Annotated in this window: 16 protein-coding genes; 14 read left to right on the top strand and 2 right to left on the bottom strand. The window is 68.1% G+C overall.

Features of this window, described 5'->3' with window-relative positions; translation table 11 throughout:
* The first annotated feature begins 23 nt into the window (after positions 1-23).
* A complete protein-coding gene (locus tag AC07VS_RS24160; protein ID WP_492350570.1) occupies positions 24-1,259 on the top strand; it encodes a cytochrome-c peroxidase in 1,236 nt (411 codons plus the stop codon).
* Positions 1,260-1,262: 3 nt separating this feature from the next.
* Here the strand turns inward: AC07VS_RS24160 and AC07VS_RS24165 are convergent, their stop codons facing one another.
* Positions 1,263-2,828, bottom strand: coding sequence for a YifB family Mg chelatase-like AAA ATPase (locus AC07VS_RS24165; protein ID WP_494752231.1), 1,566 nt, complete (start codon positions 2,826-2,828; stop codon positions 1,263-1,265).
* Positions 2,829-3,092: 264 nt separating this feature from the next.
* Here AC07VS_RS24165 and AC07VS_RS24170 point away from each other — a divergent pair, with 264 nt between their 5' ends.
* From AC07VS_RS24170 to AC07VS_RS24220, 11 genes are all read left to right on the top strand, one after another.
* Entirely contained in the window at positions 3,093-3,860 is a 768-nt protein-coding gene (locus AC07VS_RS24170) for a TorF family putative porin (RefSeq protein WP_494655966.1), read from the top strand.
* Positions 3,861-3,887: 27 nt separating this feature from the next.
* Positions 3,888-4,226, top strand: coding sequence for a P-II family nitrogen regulator (gene glnK, locus AC07VS_RS24175; RefSeq protein ID WP_019573583.1), 339 nt, complete (start codon positions 3,888-3,890; stop codon positions 4,224-4,226).
* Between the two features lie 37 nt (positions 4,227-4,263).
* A complete protein-coding gene (locus tag AC07VS_RS24180) occupies positions 4,264-5,820 on the top strand; it encodes an ammonium transporter (RefSeq protein ID WP_494655938.1) in 1,557 nt (518 codons plus the stop codon).
* Positions 5,821-5,996: 176 nt separating this feature from the next.
* Positions 5,997-6,893: an aldose 1-epimerase gene (locus tag AC07VS_RS24185; RefSeq protein WP_494752232.1), complete on the top strand. Its 897-nt coding sequence runs from the start codon at positions 5,997-5,999 to the stop codon at positions 6,891-6,893.
* Positions 6,890-7,837 (top strand): SMP-30/gluconolactonase/LRE family protein, encoded by a 948-nt coding sequence (locus tag AC07VS_RS24190; protein WP_494655940.1) that lies wholly within the window; start codon positions 6,890-6,892, stop codon positions 7,835-7,837. The genes AC07VS_RS24185 and AC07VS_RS24190 overlap by 4 nt, the downstream gene beginning before the upstream one ends.
* A 207-nt stretch (positions 7,838-8,044) precedes the next feature.
* On the top strand, positions 8,045-9,115 hold the full coding sequence (gene glcE / locus AC07VS_RS24195) for a glycolate oxidase subunit GlcE (protein ID WP_494752251.1): 1,071 nt from the start codon (positions 8,045-8,047) through the stop codon (positions 9,113-9,115).
* Positions 9,116-9,144: 29 nt separating this feature from the next.
* A complete protein-coding gene (locus AC07VS_RS24200; protein WP_492350560.1) occupies positions 9,145-9,912 on the top strand; it encodes a YoaK family protein in 768 nt (255 codons plus the stop codon).
* Between the two features lie 54 nt (positions 9,913-9,966).
* On the top strand, positions 9,967-11,196 hold the full coding sequence (gene glcF, locus AC07VS_RS24205) for a glycolate oxidase subunit GlcF (RefSeq protein WP_494752233.1): 1,230 nt from the start codon (positions 9,967-9,969) through the stop codon (positions 11,194-11,196).
* 47 nt (positions 11,197-11,243) lie between these two features.
* Positions 11,244-12,320 carry a ProQ/FinO family protein gene (locus AC07VS_RS24210; RefSeq protein ID WP_494752234.1) on the top strand — a complete coding sequence of 359 codons (1,077 nt, stop codon included), beginning with the start codon at positions 11,244-11,246 and terminating at the stop codon, positions 12,318-12,320.
* 111 nt (positions 12,321-12,431) lie between these two features.
* Entirely contained in the window at positions 12,432-12,830 is a 399-nt protein-coding gene (locus tag AC07VS_RS24215; protein ID WP_492350557.1) for a VOC family protein, read from the top strand.
* 13 nt (positions 12,831-12,843) lie between these two features.
* Positions 12,844-13,332: an EVE domain-containing protein gene (locus tag AC07VS_RS24220; protein WP_494752235.1), complete on the top strand. Its 489-nt coding sequence runs from the start codon at positions 12,844-12,846 to the stop codon at positions 13,330-13,332.
* A 27-nt stretch (positions 13,333-13,359) separates the two neighbouring features.
* Here the strand turns inward: AC07VS_RS24220 and AC07VS_RS24225 are convergent, their stop codons facing one another.
* Positions 13,360-13,899, bottom strand: a complete 540-nt coding sequence (locus tag AC07VS_RS24225; RefSeq protein WP_494655945.1) for a cysteine hydrolase family protein — start codon at positions 13,897-13,899, stop codon at positions 13,360-13,362.
* A gap of 88 nt (positions 13,900-13,987) precedes the next feature.
* Between AC07VS_RS24225 and AC07VS_RS24230 the strand changes: the two genes are divergently transcribed.
* Together AC07VS_RS24230 and AC07VS_RS24235 are read left to right on the top strand one after the other, a co-directional pair.
* On the top strand, positions 13,988-14,683 hold the full coding sequence (locus AC07VS_RS24230) for a helix-turn-helix transcriptional regulator (protein WP_492350554.1): 696 nt from the start codon (positions 13,988-13,990) through the stop codon (positions 14,681-14,683).
* A 122-nt stretch (positions 14,684-14,805) separates the two neighbouring features.
* Complete coding sequence (locus tag AC07VS_RS24235; RefSeq protein ID WP_492350553.1) at positions 14,806-15,195, top strand: DUF2237 family protein; 390 nt, start codon at positions 14,806-14,808, stop codon at positions 15,193-15,195.
* Positions 15,196-15,201: the final 6 nt, after the last annotated feature.

The raw sequence follows: 15,201 nt of genomic DNA on the forward strand, positions 1-15,201 counted from the left end.
CGAAAGCGTCGCCCGTGAGCCGTCTGTCTTCTGCTTTTTCTGCTGCTGTGTTGTCTTGGTGTGCCTTGGCGGGCACGGTTGGGGCCGCACCGTCGGAGCCAGCCCAGCCCTTCTATGCCACCCGCTTCGAGCGCCAACCCAATCCGGCCGAACTGACCGAGCTGGGGCGGCGCCTGTTCAATGAGCCAGCCTTGTCGGCCTCGGGCCGCATGAGCTGCGCCTCGTGCCACAGCCCGCAGCACGCGTATGGGCCGGCCAACGCCCTGGCGGTGCAGTTGGGCGGCCCCGACGGGCGCCTGCAGGGCTTGCGTGCTGTGCCCTCGCTGCGCTATCGGCAGGCCACCCCCCCGTTCAGCGAGCACTTCAATGACAGCGACGGCAACGACAGCATCGACCAGGGCCCCACCGGGGGGCGCACCTGGGACGGGCGCGCCAATTCGGCGCATGAGCAGGCCGAGATGCCCTTGTTGTCACCGTTGGAGATGGCCAACCGCAGCCCGGCGGACGTGGTGGCTCGCTTGGCCGCTTCACCGAGTGCAGGCGCTTTTCGCACCACTTTCGGGCCCCAGGTGCTGAGCCAGCCCGACAAGGCCTGGAAGGGCCTGCTCTGGGCGCTGGAGGTGTTCCAGCAAAGCCCGGCCGATTTTTACCCCTACAACAGCCGCTACGACGCCTTTTTGCGCGGCCAGGCCCAGCTCAATGCGGCCGAGCGGCGCGGCATGGCCGTCTTCAACGACCAGAACAAGGGCAACTGCCTGCAGTGCCACCCGGGTGCGGTCAAGCGTGGGGCGTTTCCGGAGTTCACCGACCACGGCCTGATCGCCCTGGGCGTGCCACGCAACCCCGCCATCCGTGCCAACGCCGATCCGGCCTGGTTCGATCTGGGCCTGTGTGGCCCCTTGCGCACCGATCTGAAGGACCACCCCGAGTACTGTGGTCTGTTCAAGACCCCCAGCCTGCGCAACGTGGCGGTGCGCCAGGCGTTCTTTCACAACGGGGCTTACCACCGGCTGGAGGATGCGGTGCGCTTCTATGCCGATCGGGATGCCCGGCCTGAGCGCGTGTATCCGCGGGGCCGCGACGGTCGCGTGAAAAAGTATGACGATCTGCCCGCCAGCTACGAATCCAATGTGAACACCGAGGCCCCCTTCGGCACCGGCCCGGGCGGGCGGGCTCGCCTCAGCGAGGCGGACGTGCGCGATCTGGTGGCTTTCCTGCGCACCTTGACCGACAGCGATTTGCCGGCGGCGCGGCGCTGAGCCTCAGCGCCGCACCACCAGCGGCCGGTACTGCGCGGCTTCGGCCAGGTGCTCGGCCAGCACGGTGTCTGAATCGGCCAGGTCGGCCACGCTGCGGGCCACGCGCAGCACCCGGTGCACGCCGCGGGCCGACCAGGCCCATTGGCGGCTCATGGCCTGCAGCAGGCCGGCCACGCCCTCGCCCAGCTGCAGATGGGTGTCCAGCGCCTGGCCTTGCAGGTCTCGGTTGGGGCCGCCCTGTCGTCGCAGGGCGCGGGCCCGGGCCTGGGCCACGCGGGCGCGCAGTTCGGCGCTGTCGGTGGCGGGCAGGGGCGGCACGGCGTTGGTCACGCCGGGCAGCAACTCCAGCGCCGGCACGGCCGTCACTTCCAGGTGCAGGTCGATGCGGTCGAGCAGGGGGCCGCTGAGTCGGCCTTGGTAGCGTGCGATCTGCTCGGGCGAACAGCGGCAGGCGCGCAGGGTCGAGCCGTGGTAGCCACAGGGGCAGGGGTTCATGGCGCCCAGTAATAGGAAGCGGGCCGGGAAGTTGGCCCGCCGCCCGGCCCGCGAGATGGTGATCTCACCGGTTTCCAGCGGCTCGCGCAGGGCCTCCAGGGCGCTGCGCGGAAATTCGGGCATTTCATCGAGGAACAGCACACCATGGTGGGCCAGCGAGATTTCGCCGGGGCGGGGCGGTGATCCGCCCCCCACCAGGGCCACGGCGCTGGCCGTGTGGTGCGGCTGCCGGGTGGGCCTGCGGCCCCAGTCACTGATGTTGAAGCGCCCCTCCAGGCTGGCCACGGCCGCGCTTTCCAGGGCCTCGTCCAGGCTCATGTCGGGCAGCAGGCCGGCAAAGCGCTGGGCCAGCATGGATTTGCCAGAGCCTGGGGGGCCGCTCATCAGCAGGCTGTGGTGGCCGGCCGCGGCGATCTCCAGGGCCCGCTTGGCCGCGGCCTGGCCCCGAACGTCTCGGAGATCCGGCCCGCTGAAGGCCGGGTTGCGCGCCGGTGCCTGCACCCGCACCAGGCCGGTGCCCGCTTCGGCCTCGGCGGTCGGGCCTTCGCCGGACGACCAGGCAAAGGCCTGCACCACGTCCAGCAGGTGGTTGGCGCGCCAGACCGGCATGTCGGGCACCAGGGCGGCCTCTTCGGCACTGCCGGGGGGCAGCACCAGTTGCACGGGCTCGCCCCCTTGGCGGTGCAGGGCCAGGCACATGGCCAGTGCGCCGCTGACCGGGCGCAGTTCGCCGGACAGCGACAGTTCACCCGCGAACTCGTGCCCGGCCAGCCGGGCCGGGTCGATCTGCTCGCTGGCGGCCAGCAGGCCCAGGGCGATGGGCAGGTCGAAGCGGCCGGAGTCCTTGGGCAGGTCGGCGGGCGCCAGATTGACGGTGATGCGCTTGTTGTGCGGAAACTCCAGCCCCGAGTTCTGCAGGGCCGAGCGCACGCGCTCGCGCGCCTCCTTGACTTCGACTTCGGCCAGGCCCACCAGGGTGAAGCTGGGCAGGCCATTGGCCAGATGCACCTCAACGGTCACCGGCAGCGCCTCGAAACCGAGCAAAACCCGGCTTTGCACCAAAGAAAGACCCATTTTCATGCGCTCCTGTTCATCTCGTCACCAGAAGAGTGCATTGGGAGGCCGATCGGCGTAGGCTGCACGTAATTGCACCAATTAGGTGCTCTTCTAACAATTTTGAAACAAAAAGACCCGCCCACTTCCAGGGCGTTCCGCTGGCGGCAACGGGGATTTGCGCAAAGAGCCGCAAAAGTTGGCACACAACCTGCATAAGTGCAGCGTCAACCCGATGATTTTTTTTAACAGGAGAACTCCGTGAAATTCGACGTCAAAAAAACAATGATCCTGGCCGCTCTGACCCTGGCTGCCTCGTCTTCGTTTGCCCAGACTGCTGCACCGGCCGAAGCTCCGGCTGCCGCGCCTGAAAACACGCTGGCCTTCAACGCCAGCCTGGCCTCCGAATACCGCTATCGCGGCATTTCGCAGTCGCGTTTCCTGCCGGCCGTGCAAGGCGGCGTCGATTTCACCCACACCAGCGGCTTCTACGTGGGTGCCTGGGCCTCCACCATCAAGTGGATCAAGGACGGCGGCACGGTGGCCGGCGTCAACGCCAAGGGCCCGGTCGAGCTCGACCTGTATGGCGGCTACCGCGGTGAAGTGGTCAAGGACGTGGCCTACGACGTGGGCTACCTGCGCTACGAATACGTGGGCAACACCTACAAGAACGTGTCGGGCACCAATGCCAACACCGATGAAATCTACGGCGCCCTGACCTACAACGTGGTCACCGCCAAGTATTCGCACAGCCTGTCCGACCTGTTCGGTACCCCCAACAGCAAGAACAGCGGCTACCTCGACGTGTCGGCCACCTTCGACCTGGGCAATGGCCTGAGCCTGGTGCCTCACGTGGGCCGCCAACTGGTCAAGAACAATGGCCTGTACAGCTACACCGATTACGCCCTGACCCTGAACAAGGACCTGGGCAATGGTTTCGTCGTGTCGGGCGCCGTGCTCGGTACCGACGCCAAGAGCGGCGCTTACGTGTCCCCGTCCAACAAGAACCTCGGTCGTGACGGTGTCGTCGTCAGCGTCAAGTACAACTTCTGATCAGCGGCCCTGGCCCTAGGAGAACGCATGAAACTCGTAACCGCCATCATCAAACCCTTCAAGCTGGACGAGGTGCGTGAAGCCCTGTCCGCGATGGGTGTGCAAGGCATCACCGTCACGGAAGTGAAGGGCTTCGGTCGCCAGAAGGGCCATACCGAGCTCTACCGCGGTGCCGAATACGTCGTCGACTTCCTGCCCAAGGTGAAGATCGAAGCTGCGGTGGCCGACGACCTGGTCGAGCGCGTCATCGAAGCCGTGGAGTCCGCAGCCCGCACCGGCAAGATCGGCGACGGGAAGATCTTTGTGTACGACCTCGAGCAGGTGGTCCGCATCCGTACCGGCGAGACCGGTAAAGAGGCCCTGTAAACGAGCCCTCGGTCACGTCCGAAAGAAAGTCACAACCATGAAAAAGCTATTCGCAACGATTGCACTGGGTTTCAGTCTGATGTTTGCCGGCGGCGCCGTGCTGGCTCAGACTCCCGCCGCGCCCGCGGCTGAAGCACCGGCTGCTGCAGCACCTGCTGCCGAAGCCAAGGCCGCTGATGCCAAGCCGGCCGATGCCGCAGCACCTGCCGCAGCCGCAGCCGCCCCGGCCGATGCTGCTGCTGCCGCTGCTCCGCAGCCGGTTCCCAACAAGGGCGACACCGCCTGGATGATGGTCTCCACCCTGCTGGTCATCCTGATGACCGTGCCGGGCCTGGCCCTGTTCTACGGCGGCCTGGTGCGCAGCAAGAACATGCTGTCCGTGCTGATGCAGGTGATGGTCACGTTCTCGCTGATCGTCGTGCTGTGGTTCATCTACGGCTACAGCCTGGCCTTCACCGAGGGGGGCTCCTTCATCGGCGGCTTTGACCGGCTGTTCATGAAGGGCATCTGGGACAACGCCGCAGGCACTTTCGTGAACGCTGCCACCTTCAGCAAGGGTGTCGTGATTCCTGAAATCGTGTTTGCCGCCTTCCAGGCCACCTTCGCCGGCATCACCTGCACGCTGATCGTCGGCGCCTTTGCCGAACGCATCAAGTTCTCGGCCGTGCTGATGTTCATGGTGCTGTGGTTCACCTTCAGCTACGCTCCGATCGCCCACATGGTCTGGTTCTGGATGGGCCCGGACGCTTACACCGGCAAGGACGTTGTGGATGCCATGAACGGCAAGGCCGGCATGATCTGGCAATGGGGCGCGCTGGACTTCGCCGGCGGCACCGTGGTGCACATCAACGCCGCTGTGGCGGGCCTGGTGGGTGCCTTCATGGTCGGCAAGCGCATCGGCTACGGCAAGGAATCGATGGCGCCTCACAGCCTGACCCTGACCATGGTCGGCGCCTCGCTGCTGTGGGTGGGCTGGTTCGGGTTCAACGCCGGCTCCGCTCTGGAAGCCAACGGTTTTGCCGCCCTGGCCTTCATCAACACCTTCGGCGCCACTGCTGCCGCTGTGCTGTCCTGGTCCGTGGGTGAAGCCCTGCACAAGGGCAAGGCCTCGATGCTGGGTGCTGCTTCTGGCGCCGTCGCCGGCCTGGTGGCCATCACCCCGGCTGCCGGCAACGTCGGTATCGGCGGTGCACTGGTGATCGGTCTGCTGGCTGGCTTTGTCTGCCTGTGGGGCGTGACCGGTCTGAAGAAGATCCTCGGCGCTGACGACACCCTGGACGTGTTCGGTGTGCACGGCGTGGGCGGTATCCTGGGTGCCATCCTGACCGGCGTGTTCAACTCGCCTTCCCTGGGCGGCCCTGGCTTCGTGGCTGACTGGGTCACGGCCACCGGCATCACTGCTGCTGACTACTCCATCGCTTCCCAAGTCTGGATCCAGACCAAGGCCGTCCTGGTCACCGTGGTCTGGTCGGGCGTGGTCTCGTTCGTGTCCTACAAGGTGGTCGACCTGACCATTGGCCTGCGCGTCAGCGAAGAAGACGAGCGCGAAGGTCTGGACATCACCTCGCACGGCGAAACGGCTTACAACCGTTGAGGCCATGCCGGAGGGGCCGTAGCTGCCCTGCGACCCCTCCGAGGTTTTTTTCATTGAGAGTCTCCCTTGGATATTGGGCCCGCTTCGGCGGGCCCTTTTTTTGCGCGAGCCATTCCGGGCCGAGGGCACAATCCGGGATTCCGTTTTTCGCCGCCCCGGCCGCCAAGGTGAATGCCATGCACGATGCCCCCACCCTGATCCTGGACAACACCGCCGCAGGCGGTGAACTGCGTTGCGCAGTACGCCCCGACCTGGGGGGCTGTCTGGCCGGCCTGTGGTGGCGCGGCGAGCCGGTGCTGCGCCTGCCGCCGCCTGAGGGCCTGGCCCAGGCCCGGCAATCCGGCAGCTACCCGCTGGTGCCGTATTCCAACCGCATCGGCCACTCCGTGCTGCACTGGCAAGGCACCGGCCACCCCCTGGTGCACAACAACGCGCCCGAGCCCCATGCCATTCACGGCGTGGGCTGGCAACGCGCCTGGCAGGTGCTGGAGCAAAGCCCTGACAGCCTGCTCATGGCCTTCGAACACCCGGCCGACGGCGCCTGGCCCTTTGCCTTTGACGCCTCCCAGACCCTGCGCCTGCGCGACAACACCCTGGAGCTGACGCTGAGCATGACCAACCAGTCGCCCCAGCCCGTACCTGCAGGCCTGGGCTGGCACCCCTGGTTCGTCAAGCGGGCCGGTGCCCACCTGGCCTTCGAAGCCACCGCTCGCTGGGAAATGGGCCCCGACAAGCTGCCCACTCACCGCACCCCGTCCACGGGCCTGCACGCCGATGCCAAACTGCTGGACCTGGACCACTGTTTCGAGGGCTGGCGTGGCCTGGCCACCTTGCGCGATCCGGTCATGACGGTGCGCGTGCGCAGCAACACCGCCTACCTGGTGGTGTGCACCCAGCCTCAACGAGACAGCGTGGCCATTGAGCCGGTCAGCCATGCCAACAACGCCATCAACCTGCAGCACGCGCAGGGCCGCACCCCGGCCGAACTGGGGGTGCGCACGCTGGCGCCAGGCGAGTCGCTGACCTTGCAGATGAGCATCGAAGTCAGCCATGACGAAGGAGAACCCGCATGAGCACCACCCTGCAACTGAACTGGCAGGCCGTCAGCCCCGAACGCAGCAAACTTGGAGAATCGCCGTTCTGGCACCCGCACGAGCAGATGCTGTACTGGGTCGATATCCCCGGGCGTGAACTGCTGCGCTGCAACGTCTTCACTGGCCACATCGAGCACTGGGCCCTGCCCAGCGAGCCCGGGTGCGTGGCACCGGCCCACGCTGGCGGCCTGGTGCTGGCGCTGCGTGATGGTGTCTACCGCGCCCGCGATTGGGGCGGCACCTTGCAGCGCATCGCTGGTTTCAGTTATGACCCGCGTACCACCCGCTTCAACGATGGCCGCTGCGACCCGCAGGGCCGCTTTTGGGCCGGCACCATCTATGAGCCCCGCGACCGCCGCCTGGGCGAGCTGTTCAGCGTGGACGCCCGCGAGGGGGGCAAGCCCACGCTGGCCTTGCGCGCCATCAACAACGTGGTGTCCAACGGGCTGGCCTGGTCGCCCGACAGCCGCACCTTGTACTGGGCCGACACCCAGGACCACCGCATCGACGCCTGGACCTTCGACCCCACCAGCGGGGCCTTGCGCCGACATCGCCTGTTCGCCCAACTGCCCCCCAAGCCCGAAGGCTTCCGCTCCGACGACATGGCCGCCGCCGCAGGCTATGGTGGCCGCCCCGACGGTGCGGCGGTCGATGTTGAGGGCAACTACTGGAGCGCTCAGTTCGAAGGCGGCCGCCTGCTCAAGTTCTCGCCCGCAGGCGAACTGCTGGCCGAGGTGCCACTGCCCGCCCGCTGCCCCACCATGCCCTGCTTCGGGGGCGACGATGGCCGCACCCTGTATGTCACCACGGCGTCCAACGGCCGTCCGGAGGCCGAGGCCGAGCGCTGGCCTGATAACGGCCGCGTGCTGGCCGCCCGGGTCGACGTGCCGGGCCTGCCGGTGAATTTCTTCGCCGAGGGCTGAGAGCCAGTTCACGATCTCGCGCGGCCCGTGGGAGGCGTGAACAGCCTCTGAGCCCCGACCCCGCCCGGGGGCGTCCTGCGGACCCGCTCCGGACCGGCCTTGGTCGGTGGAATTTGCCCTGGCTCAATTTTCTGCATGCAGGGCGTTCAAAAAAATCACGTGGCTGCCTATCGCGCCTCCCGGGCCCTGGGCGTACCATTTGCGCCCATGGAGACCGCCTTGCAAACCCTCATCGAGCGCATTCGCGCCGCCGCCGCCGCTGCCACGCCCCTGCGCATCCGCGGCGGTGGCACCAAGGATTTCTATGGCCAGAGCCTGCATGGCCAGGTCCTGGACACCCGCAGCCTGTCGGGCATCAGCGCCTACGAACCCAGCGAACTGGTGATCACCGCCGGTGCGGGCACCCCCCTGGCCGAGCTGGAGGCCGCACTGGCGGCTCAGGGCCAGTGCCTGCCCTTTGAGCCACCGCATTTCGGCCCCGGTGCCACCGTGGGGGGCATGGTGGCGGCGGGCCTGGCCGGACCGGCGCGGGCCGCGGTGGGCAATGTCCGCGACTACGTGCTGGGGCTGGAGCTGGTCAATGGCCGTGCCGAGCACCTCACCTTTGGCGGCCAGGTCATGAAAAACGTGGCCGGCTATGACGTGTCGCGCCTGCTGGCGGGCTCACTGGGCACGCTGGGGCTGATCACCTCGGTCTCGCTCAAGGTGCTGCCGGTGCCGGTGGCCGAGGCCACGCTGCGCTTTGAATTCGACGAGCCCACCGCACTGACCCGCCTGAACGCCTGGGGCGGCCAGCCTCTGCCCGTCAATGCCTCGTGCTGGCTGGCCGGTGTGCTCCACCTGCGTTTGCGCGGCGCCCAGGCCGCGGTCCAGGCCGCCTGCCAGCGCCTGGGCGGCGAGCTGTTGGCGCCCGAGCCGGCGCAGGCCTTCTGGCAGTCGCTGCGCGAGCAGACCCACCCCTTTTTCCAGCCCCAGGCCGATTTCAGCCTGTGGCGCCTGGCCGTGCCTGACACCGCCGTGCCTTTGCAGCTGGGGCCCACCCTGATCGAGTGGGGCGGCGCGCAGCGCTGGTTGCATGCGCCCTCGGACCAGGCCAAACGGCTGCGTCACCACGCGGTCAGTGTGGGCGGGCATGCCACCCGTTTTCGCGGGCCGGACGCCGGACTCGACGTCTTCACCCCGCTGTCGCCGGCACTCGATCGCATCCAGCGCGGCCTCAAGCAGCAGTTCGACCCGGCCGGCGTGTTCGGCCATGGCCGGCTGTACCGCGGCTGGTAAGCCGGCTCGAGCCTTCCCGCCGCCACCCCATGCGCCGCCTGCGACACCTCACCGGACTGCACCGTACCCCGGCCACCAACCGGATGCTGGGCTTTTTGCTGGCCTTCAATGCCGGCGCCATCAACGCGGGTGGGTTTCTGGTGGTAGGCATGTACACCTCACACATGTCGGGCTTTGTGTCCATGCTGGCCGACAACCTGGTGCTGGGCAATGTGCTGCTGGTGGCGTCGGCCTGTGGGGCCTTGCTGTCCTTCACGGCCGGGGCCGCCTTGACGGCCGTGCTGGTCAACTGGGGCCGGGTGCACCATTTGCGCAGCGGTTACGCGCTGCCCCTGCTGCTGGAGGCCATCTTGATGCTGCTGTTCGGCCTGATCGGCAGCACCTTCAATCGCCAGACCCCCTTTGCCGTGCCGTTCACCGTGCTGTTGCTGGCCTTCATCATGGGCTTGCAGAACGCGCTGGTGACCAAGATCTCCTCGGCCCAGATCCGTACCACCCACATGACCGGGATCGTCACCGATCTGGGCATCGAACTGGGCAAGATGCTGTATTGGAACGGCAGCGTGCCCGGGGCCGGCCCCCAGGTGCGTGCCAACCCGGCCCGGCTCAAGCTGTTTGCCTCCTTGCTGGGCCTGTTCACCGTGGGCGGCATCGTGGGGGCGGCCGGCTTCAAGCACATCGGCTTCATCTGGGTGCTGCCTTTGGCCACGCTGCTGTTGTCCCTGTCGCTGCCGCCGCTGCTGGGTGACCTGCGTCGGCTGGGGCGCCTGGTCGAACAGCGGGCCGCCGCCGACTGACTCTCTCCAACGGCCGCCTGCGGCCCAAGAACACGCTCCTTTACCGCTCCCACCATGCAAACCCATCTCGCCCCCCAATACCAGGACAGCGCGGCCGGCCGCGAGGCCGAGGCCATTCTGCGCAAATGTGTGCACTGCGGCTTCTGCACCGCCACCTGCCCCACTTACCAGCTGCTGGGCGATGAACTCGATGGCCCGCGTGGCCGCATCTACCTGATCAAGCAGGTGCTCGAGGGCGAGGCCCCCACCCGCAAGACCCAGATGCACCTGGACCGCTGCCTGACGTGCCGCAATTGCGAAAGCACCTGCCCCAGCGGCGTGCAATACGGGCATCTGGTGGACATCGGGCGCCAGATCGTGGACGAGCAGGTGCCCCGCCCGGCGTCCGAGAAGGCCGTGCGCTGGCTGCTGAAGGAGGGCCTGCCTTCGCCGCTGTTTGCCCCCGCCCTCAAACTGGGCCAGATGGTGCGCGGCGCTCTGCCACCCACGCTGCGCGCCAAGGTGCCGCTGCCCCAGTCGGCGGGGCGTTGGCCCAGCGCCAGCCATGCCCGCAAGGTGCTCACCCTGGCCGGCTGCGTGCAACCGGCCCTGTCGCCCAACATCAACAGCGCCACCGCCCGGGTGCTGGATGCCGCGGGCATCGAGTGCGTCACCGCACCCCAGGCCGGCTGCTGTGGGGCGGTCAAGTTTCACCTCAACGACCAGAGCGGTGGCCTGGGCCAGATGCGCGCCAACATCGACGCCTGGTGGCCCCTGCTCAGCAGTGGCCAGGTCGAGGCCCTGGTCATCAATGCCTCGGGATGCGGTGCCACCATCAAGGATTACGGCCACCTGCTGCGCGATGACCCGGCCTACGCCGAAAAGGCCGCCCTGGTCAGTTCGATGACGCGTGACCTCAGCGAACTGCTGCCCGACCTGGTGCCCTTGCTCAAATCGCGCCTGAAGAGCGCCCCGCAGGGGGTGGTGGCCTTCCACCCGCCCTGCACGCTGCAACACGGCCAGAAACTGCGTGGCGGCGTGGAGACCCATCTGGGCGAGCTGGGCTTCACCGTGCAGGTGGCGCGCAACGAGGCCCACCTGTGCTGCGGCTCGGCCGGCACCTACTCGGTGCTCAACCCCGACATTGCCTACGAGCTGCGCGACCGCAAGGTGGGGCATCTCGAAGCGCTGCAACCAGAGGTCATCGTCAGCGCCAACATCGGTTGCATCACCCACCTGCAAAGCGGTACCGCAACACCGGTCAAGCACTGGGTCGAGGTGCTCGATGAGGCCCTGCAAGCCTGAGTGCTGGCATGATGGCGGGTTTGTCCCTTTGCGAAATCCGTTCTGCCATGACTGAATCCGTGTCCGAAACCGCTGGCGTACCTCCTCTGGCCGATGCCGCGTCGGCGTTGCCGCAGGCCGCCGCATCCGAAGTTCCGACCGGTGCCGTCACCGCGCAGGAACCCGCTGGCGAGGCCGGCGCCCCCCCTGAGCGCGGCGCGCGGCGTGGCCGCCGCGGTGGCCGTGGGCGCTCGCGCCCCGAGGGCGGTGAGGGTGCTGCCGCCCAGCCAGCGGCCGCCCAAGCGGCCCGTGACCGGGGTCGTGACGGTGGACGTGACGGTGGTCGCAACCCAGGCCGTGAAGGTGGCCGCCGCCCGCAACGCCAGCCTGGCGCCGAGCGTGCTGAGCATGGTGCGGCAGCCCCTCAGTCGTCCAAGCCTGCCCGTCCGGCGCGCAGCCACCCCGTGCTCGATCAACTCGCCGGCCTGTACCCGGCCCTGTTTGGCGAGCAGCCCTTGCCGCTCAAGCGAGGCATCTTCCAGGACCTGCAGGACGCCCACCCCGAGGTGTTCGAGCGCGAAGCCTTGAAGGCCGCCCTGGCTTTGCACACCCGCTCCAGCCGCTATCTGACGGCGGTGGCCGCAGGCCAGCAGCGCCATGACCTGCATGGCCAGCCGGTCGAAGCCATGGCCCCCGAGCACGTGCACCATGCCTTGCTGGAGGTATTCCGCCGTCGCCAGCAGCGCCCGGGCGCCGAAGACCTGCGTCCCAAGCTGCGCCGGCGCATCGTGCAGGCCTTCGAGGCCTCGGGCCTGAGCTCAGAGGCCTATGCGGCCCGCGTGATCGGCCGTGACGAAGCCGCCAATGCCGTGCTCGACGAAGCCCTGGCCGAGGCCGCCGAAGCCGCCGCCCGCGACGAAGCCCGCCTGCGCGCCTTCGAAGCCAGCGGCCAGACCGTGCAGGCCTTTGCCGACATGTACGGGTTCGACCCGCGCGACGCGGCCCGCACCGTGGAGCGCGCCCAGCGCCGTCGGCAGATGGCGGCTGATGCGATCGCTGCGGCCGATGCTGCCGCCTCCGCTGCGGCCGAGGTGGCTGACGACGCGCCCGAAGCGTCTGAACTGCCCGCAGCCCCCGCGGCCTGAGTCGGGCATCTCTGTCCTCTGCGGCCCCGCGCCGCAGGCTGCTGACACCCCGTTGTCAGCAGCCCCCCCGCAACATGGCGTCCTTCACAACCCTGCTTGAAGGAAAAGACCATGAACACCTCTTCTGCCACCTCCACCCGCCACGCGATCACCTGGTTCGAGATCCCCTGCGCCGACCTGGACCGTGCCCAGGCCTTTTATGAGGCCGTGCTGGCCCGCCCCATGCACCGCGAAGATTTTGGCGGCGGCCCCATGGCCGTGTTCTGCCACGACAAGCCGGCCCCGGGCGGTTGCCTGGTGGCCGGCCCCGGGCGCCGCGTGGCCCCCGATGCGGGCGTGCGCCCTTACCTGGACTGCAGCCCCTCGCTGGCGGCGGCCGTGGCCCGCGTTGGCGCGGCGGGTGGTCAGGTGTTGGACACCTGCATCGAACTGCCCCACGGCATCGGCTTCATTGCCCATGTGCACGATACCGAGGGCAACCTGGTGGGCCTGCACAGCACTCAGCGCTGAGCCGGGGCACGCCATGCACGCCATGCCCCTGTTCCCGGATGCCCCCTTGTTGCCCGACCGTGTGCCGCGCCACTGGATGGCCGTGGCTTGCGCCGAGCACGCCCGCCGCGGCCGCGACCACGCCCCGCAGGGCTTCATGCAGGTCTGCCGCGGCAAGCGAGGCCCGCTGGCGCGTCTGCAGCCCGGCGACTGGGTGGCCTATTACTCGCCCAGCACCCGCATGGGCGGTAGCGACCGGCTGCAAAGCCTGGTCTCGATCGGCCGGGTGGCGCCGGGCCAGCCCTATGCCTTCGACATGGGCGGTGGCTTCGTGCCGTTCCGGCGCGACGTGCATTACCTGCCAGTGGCCCGAGAGGTACCGATCCACCCCCTGCTGGACCGGTTCGACTTTGTCGAAGACCGCCAGCGCTGGGGCGCCCGCTTCCGCTTCGGTCTGTTCGAGCTCAGTGCCCACGACATGGGGCTGATCGCCCACGCCATGGGCGTGGCTGGCCCGGCCTGAGGCGGGTCGCCGGGCGTGAGATGGGGCTCATGCCCCGAAACTCAGCTCGGCACAGGGCACGATCTGTACCCGAGGCCCGAAACTGCTGATGTTGCTCAAGGTGATGTTGTGGTGCGCCACCACCTGCTCTGCGCTCAGGGCCGCATTGCCGGCCGAGCCATGGCCATCGGCCGGCAGCGTCACCGGGTAGCCCAGGGCCAGCGCACGCCGGGCCGTGGTGTCCACGCAGAACTCGGTGTGCATGCCACACAGCACCAGGGCCTGGATGCCCAGCGCCTCCAGGCGCAGCTTCAGCCCGGTGTTCAGGAACGAGTCCGGGGTGGTCTTGCGCACCCGCAGGTCCAGGGTGCTGGCTTGCAGCCCGTCGGCCAACTGCCAGCCCCGCGAGCCGTGCGCCAAGGGGCTGCCCGGGCTTTCATGCTGCACAAAAACCACCGGCACGCCGGCCTGCCGGGCCCGCGTCGTCAAGCCATTGAGGCGTTCGATCAGCGCGGGGGCCTGCCAGACGGCGCCTTCGCCCTCACACAGGGCTTGTTGCACATCAATCACGATCAGGGCGGTTTTCATGGCGTCGGGCTTCCGGGCAAAGAATGAACTGGCATCATCGTCGATCCGGGGCCGGCCCACCTGACCCCACCCAACCGTTCCAATGCCCATGCGCCGCGCCGACCGTTTGTTTCACATCGTCCAGCTGATTCGCGGTCGTCGCCTCAGCACGGCCGCCTTTCTGGCCGAGCGGCTGGAGGTGTCCGAGCGCACCATCTACCGCGATGTGGCCGACCTGCAGCACCAGGGCGTGCCCATCGAGGGCGAGGCTGGCGTGGGCTACCGCATGGGGGCTGGCTTCGAGCTGCCGCCCCTGATGTTCACCCAGGCCGAGGCCGGCGCTCTGCTGGCGGCCGTGCGCCTGGCCCAGGCCTGGTTCGACCCGGCCCTGGCGCGCGAGGCCGAACAGGCCCTGGGCAAGATCCTGTCGGTGCTGCCCGCAGGGGCGCGGGCGGCGGCCGAGTCGCAGGCCGTTTATGCCCCCACCCTGGGGCAGGACCCGCAGGTTCAGCAGCACCTGCAGCGCCTGCGCGAGGCGGCCCAGTCGCGCCACAAGGTGCGGCTGTGCTATCACGCGCTGTCGGGCGAGCACAGCGAACGCACGCTGCGGCCGCTGGGCTGTTTTTTCTGGGGACAGGTCTGGACGCTGGCCGCCTGGTGTGAAAGCCGGCAGGCCTTCCGCAGCTTTCGGCTGGACCGCATGACCCAGCTGGAGTGCCTGGAGGATCGTTTTCGCGATGAGGCCGGCAAGACCCTGGCCGACCTGTTGCGCGAGGTGGGCCAGGGGCGCCGCGAGCGCGCCTGATGCACGTGGACCAGGCGGGGTTTTTGTTCACATTTCACAAAGTGCAAACCAGCTTGTCGCACACTGGGGGCTGAGACCTTGAACACGCCCCCAACAATCCGGCGCCTTGGCGCAGTTTCCCCATGACCACCTTGTCTCCTGCGAAAAACGTGCTGGGCACCGAGCTGATGGCCTGCTCTTACGACCCCCTGACCGGCTACTTCCGAGACGGCTGTTGCCAGACCGACGCCGACGACGCCGGCAGCCACTTGGTCTGTGCCCGTGTGACGGCCGACTTCCTGGCCTTTTCGCTCAGTGTGGGCAATGACCTCAGCACCCCGAGACCTGAATACCGCTTTGCCGGGTTGCAACCGGGCGACCGCTGGTGCCTGTGTGCGCTGCGCTGGCGCGAGGCGCTGGAGGCAGGCGTGGCCCCACCTGTGGTGCTGGAGGCCACCCATGAAAGCGCGCTGCAGTTCGTGACCCTCGAATCGCTGCAGCGGCACGCCTGGCGCCAGCCCAGCCGGTCCTGAGCCTTG

The organism is Curvibacter sp. GW821-FHT01G03, from assembly GCF_059422285.1.

Bases quoted from the DNA above. Each gene is read 5' to 3' on its own strand.
- AC07VS_RS24185 (WP_494752232.1), top strand. From the start codon at position 5,997: ATGCACGATGCCCCCACCCTGATCCTGGACAACACCGCCGCAGGCGGT.
- AC07VS_RS24230 (WP_492350554.1), top strand. From the start codon at position 13,988: ATGCGCCGCGCCGACCGTTTGTTTCACATCGTCCAGCTGATTCGCGGT.
- AC07VS_RS24225 (WP_494655945.1), bottom strand. From the start codon at position 13,899: ATGAAAACCGCCCTGATCGTGATTGATGTGCAACAAGCCCTGTGTGAG.
- AC07VS_RS24210 (WP_494752234.1), top strand. From the start codon at position 11,244: ATGACTGAATCCGTGTCCGAAACCGCTGGCGTACCTCCTCTGGCCGAT.
- glcE (WP_494752251.1), top strand. From the start codon at position 8,045: ATGGAGACCGCCTTGCAAACCCTCATCGAGCGCATTCGCGCCGCCGCC.
- AC07VS_RS24220 (WP_494752235.1), top strand. From the start codon at position 12,844: ATGCACGCCATGCCCCTGTTCCCGGATGCCCCCTTGTTGCCCGACCGT.
- AC07VS_RS24215 (WP_492350557.1), top strand. From the start codon at position 12,432: ATGAACACCTCTTCTGCCACCTCCACCCGCCACGCGATCACCTGGTTC.
- AC07VS_RS24235 (WP_492350553.1), top strand. From the start codon at position 14,806: ATGACCACCTTGTCTCCTGCGAAAAACGTGCTGGGCACCGAGCTGATG.
- AC07VS_RS24170 (WP_494655966.1), top strand. From the start codon at position 3,093: ATGATCCTGGCCGCTCTGACCCTGGCTGCCTCGTCTTCGTTTGCCCAG.
- glcF (WP_494752233.1), top strand. From the start codon at position 9,967: ATGCAAACCCATCTCGCCCCCCAATACCAGGACAGCGCGGCCGGCCGC.
- AC07VS_RS24180 (WP_494655938.1), top strand. From the start codon at position 4,264: ATGAAAAAGCTATTCGCAACGATTGCACTGGGTTTCAGTCTGATGTTT.
- AC07VS_RS24190 (WP_494655940.1), top strand. From the start codon at position 6,890: ATGAGCACCACCCTGCAACTGAACTGGCAGGCCGTCAGCCCCGAACGC.
- AC07VS_RS24200 (WP_492350560.1), top strand. From the start codon at position 9,145: ATGCGCCGCCTGCGACACCTCACCGGACTGCACCGTACCCCGGCCACC.
- AC07VS_RS24165 (WP_494752231.1), bottom strand. From the start codon at position 2,828: ATGGGTCTTTCTTTGGTGCAAAGCCGGGTTTTGCTCGGTTTCGAGGCG.
- glnK (WP_019573583.1), top strand. From the start codon at position 3,888: ATGAAACTCGTAACCGCCATCATCAAACCCTTCAAGCTGGACGAGGTG.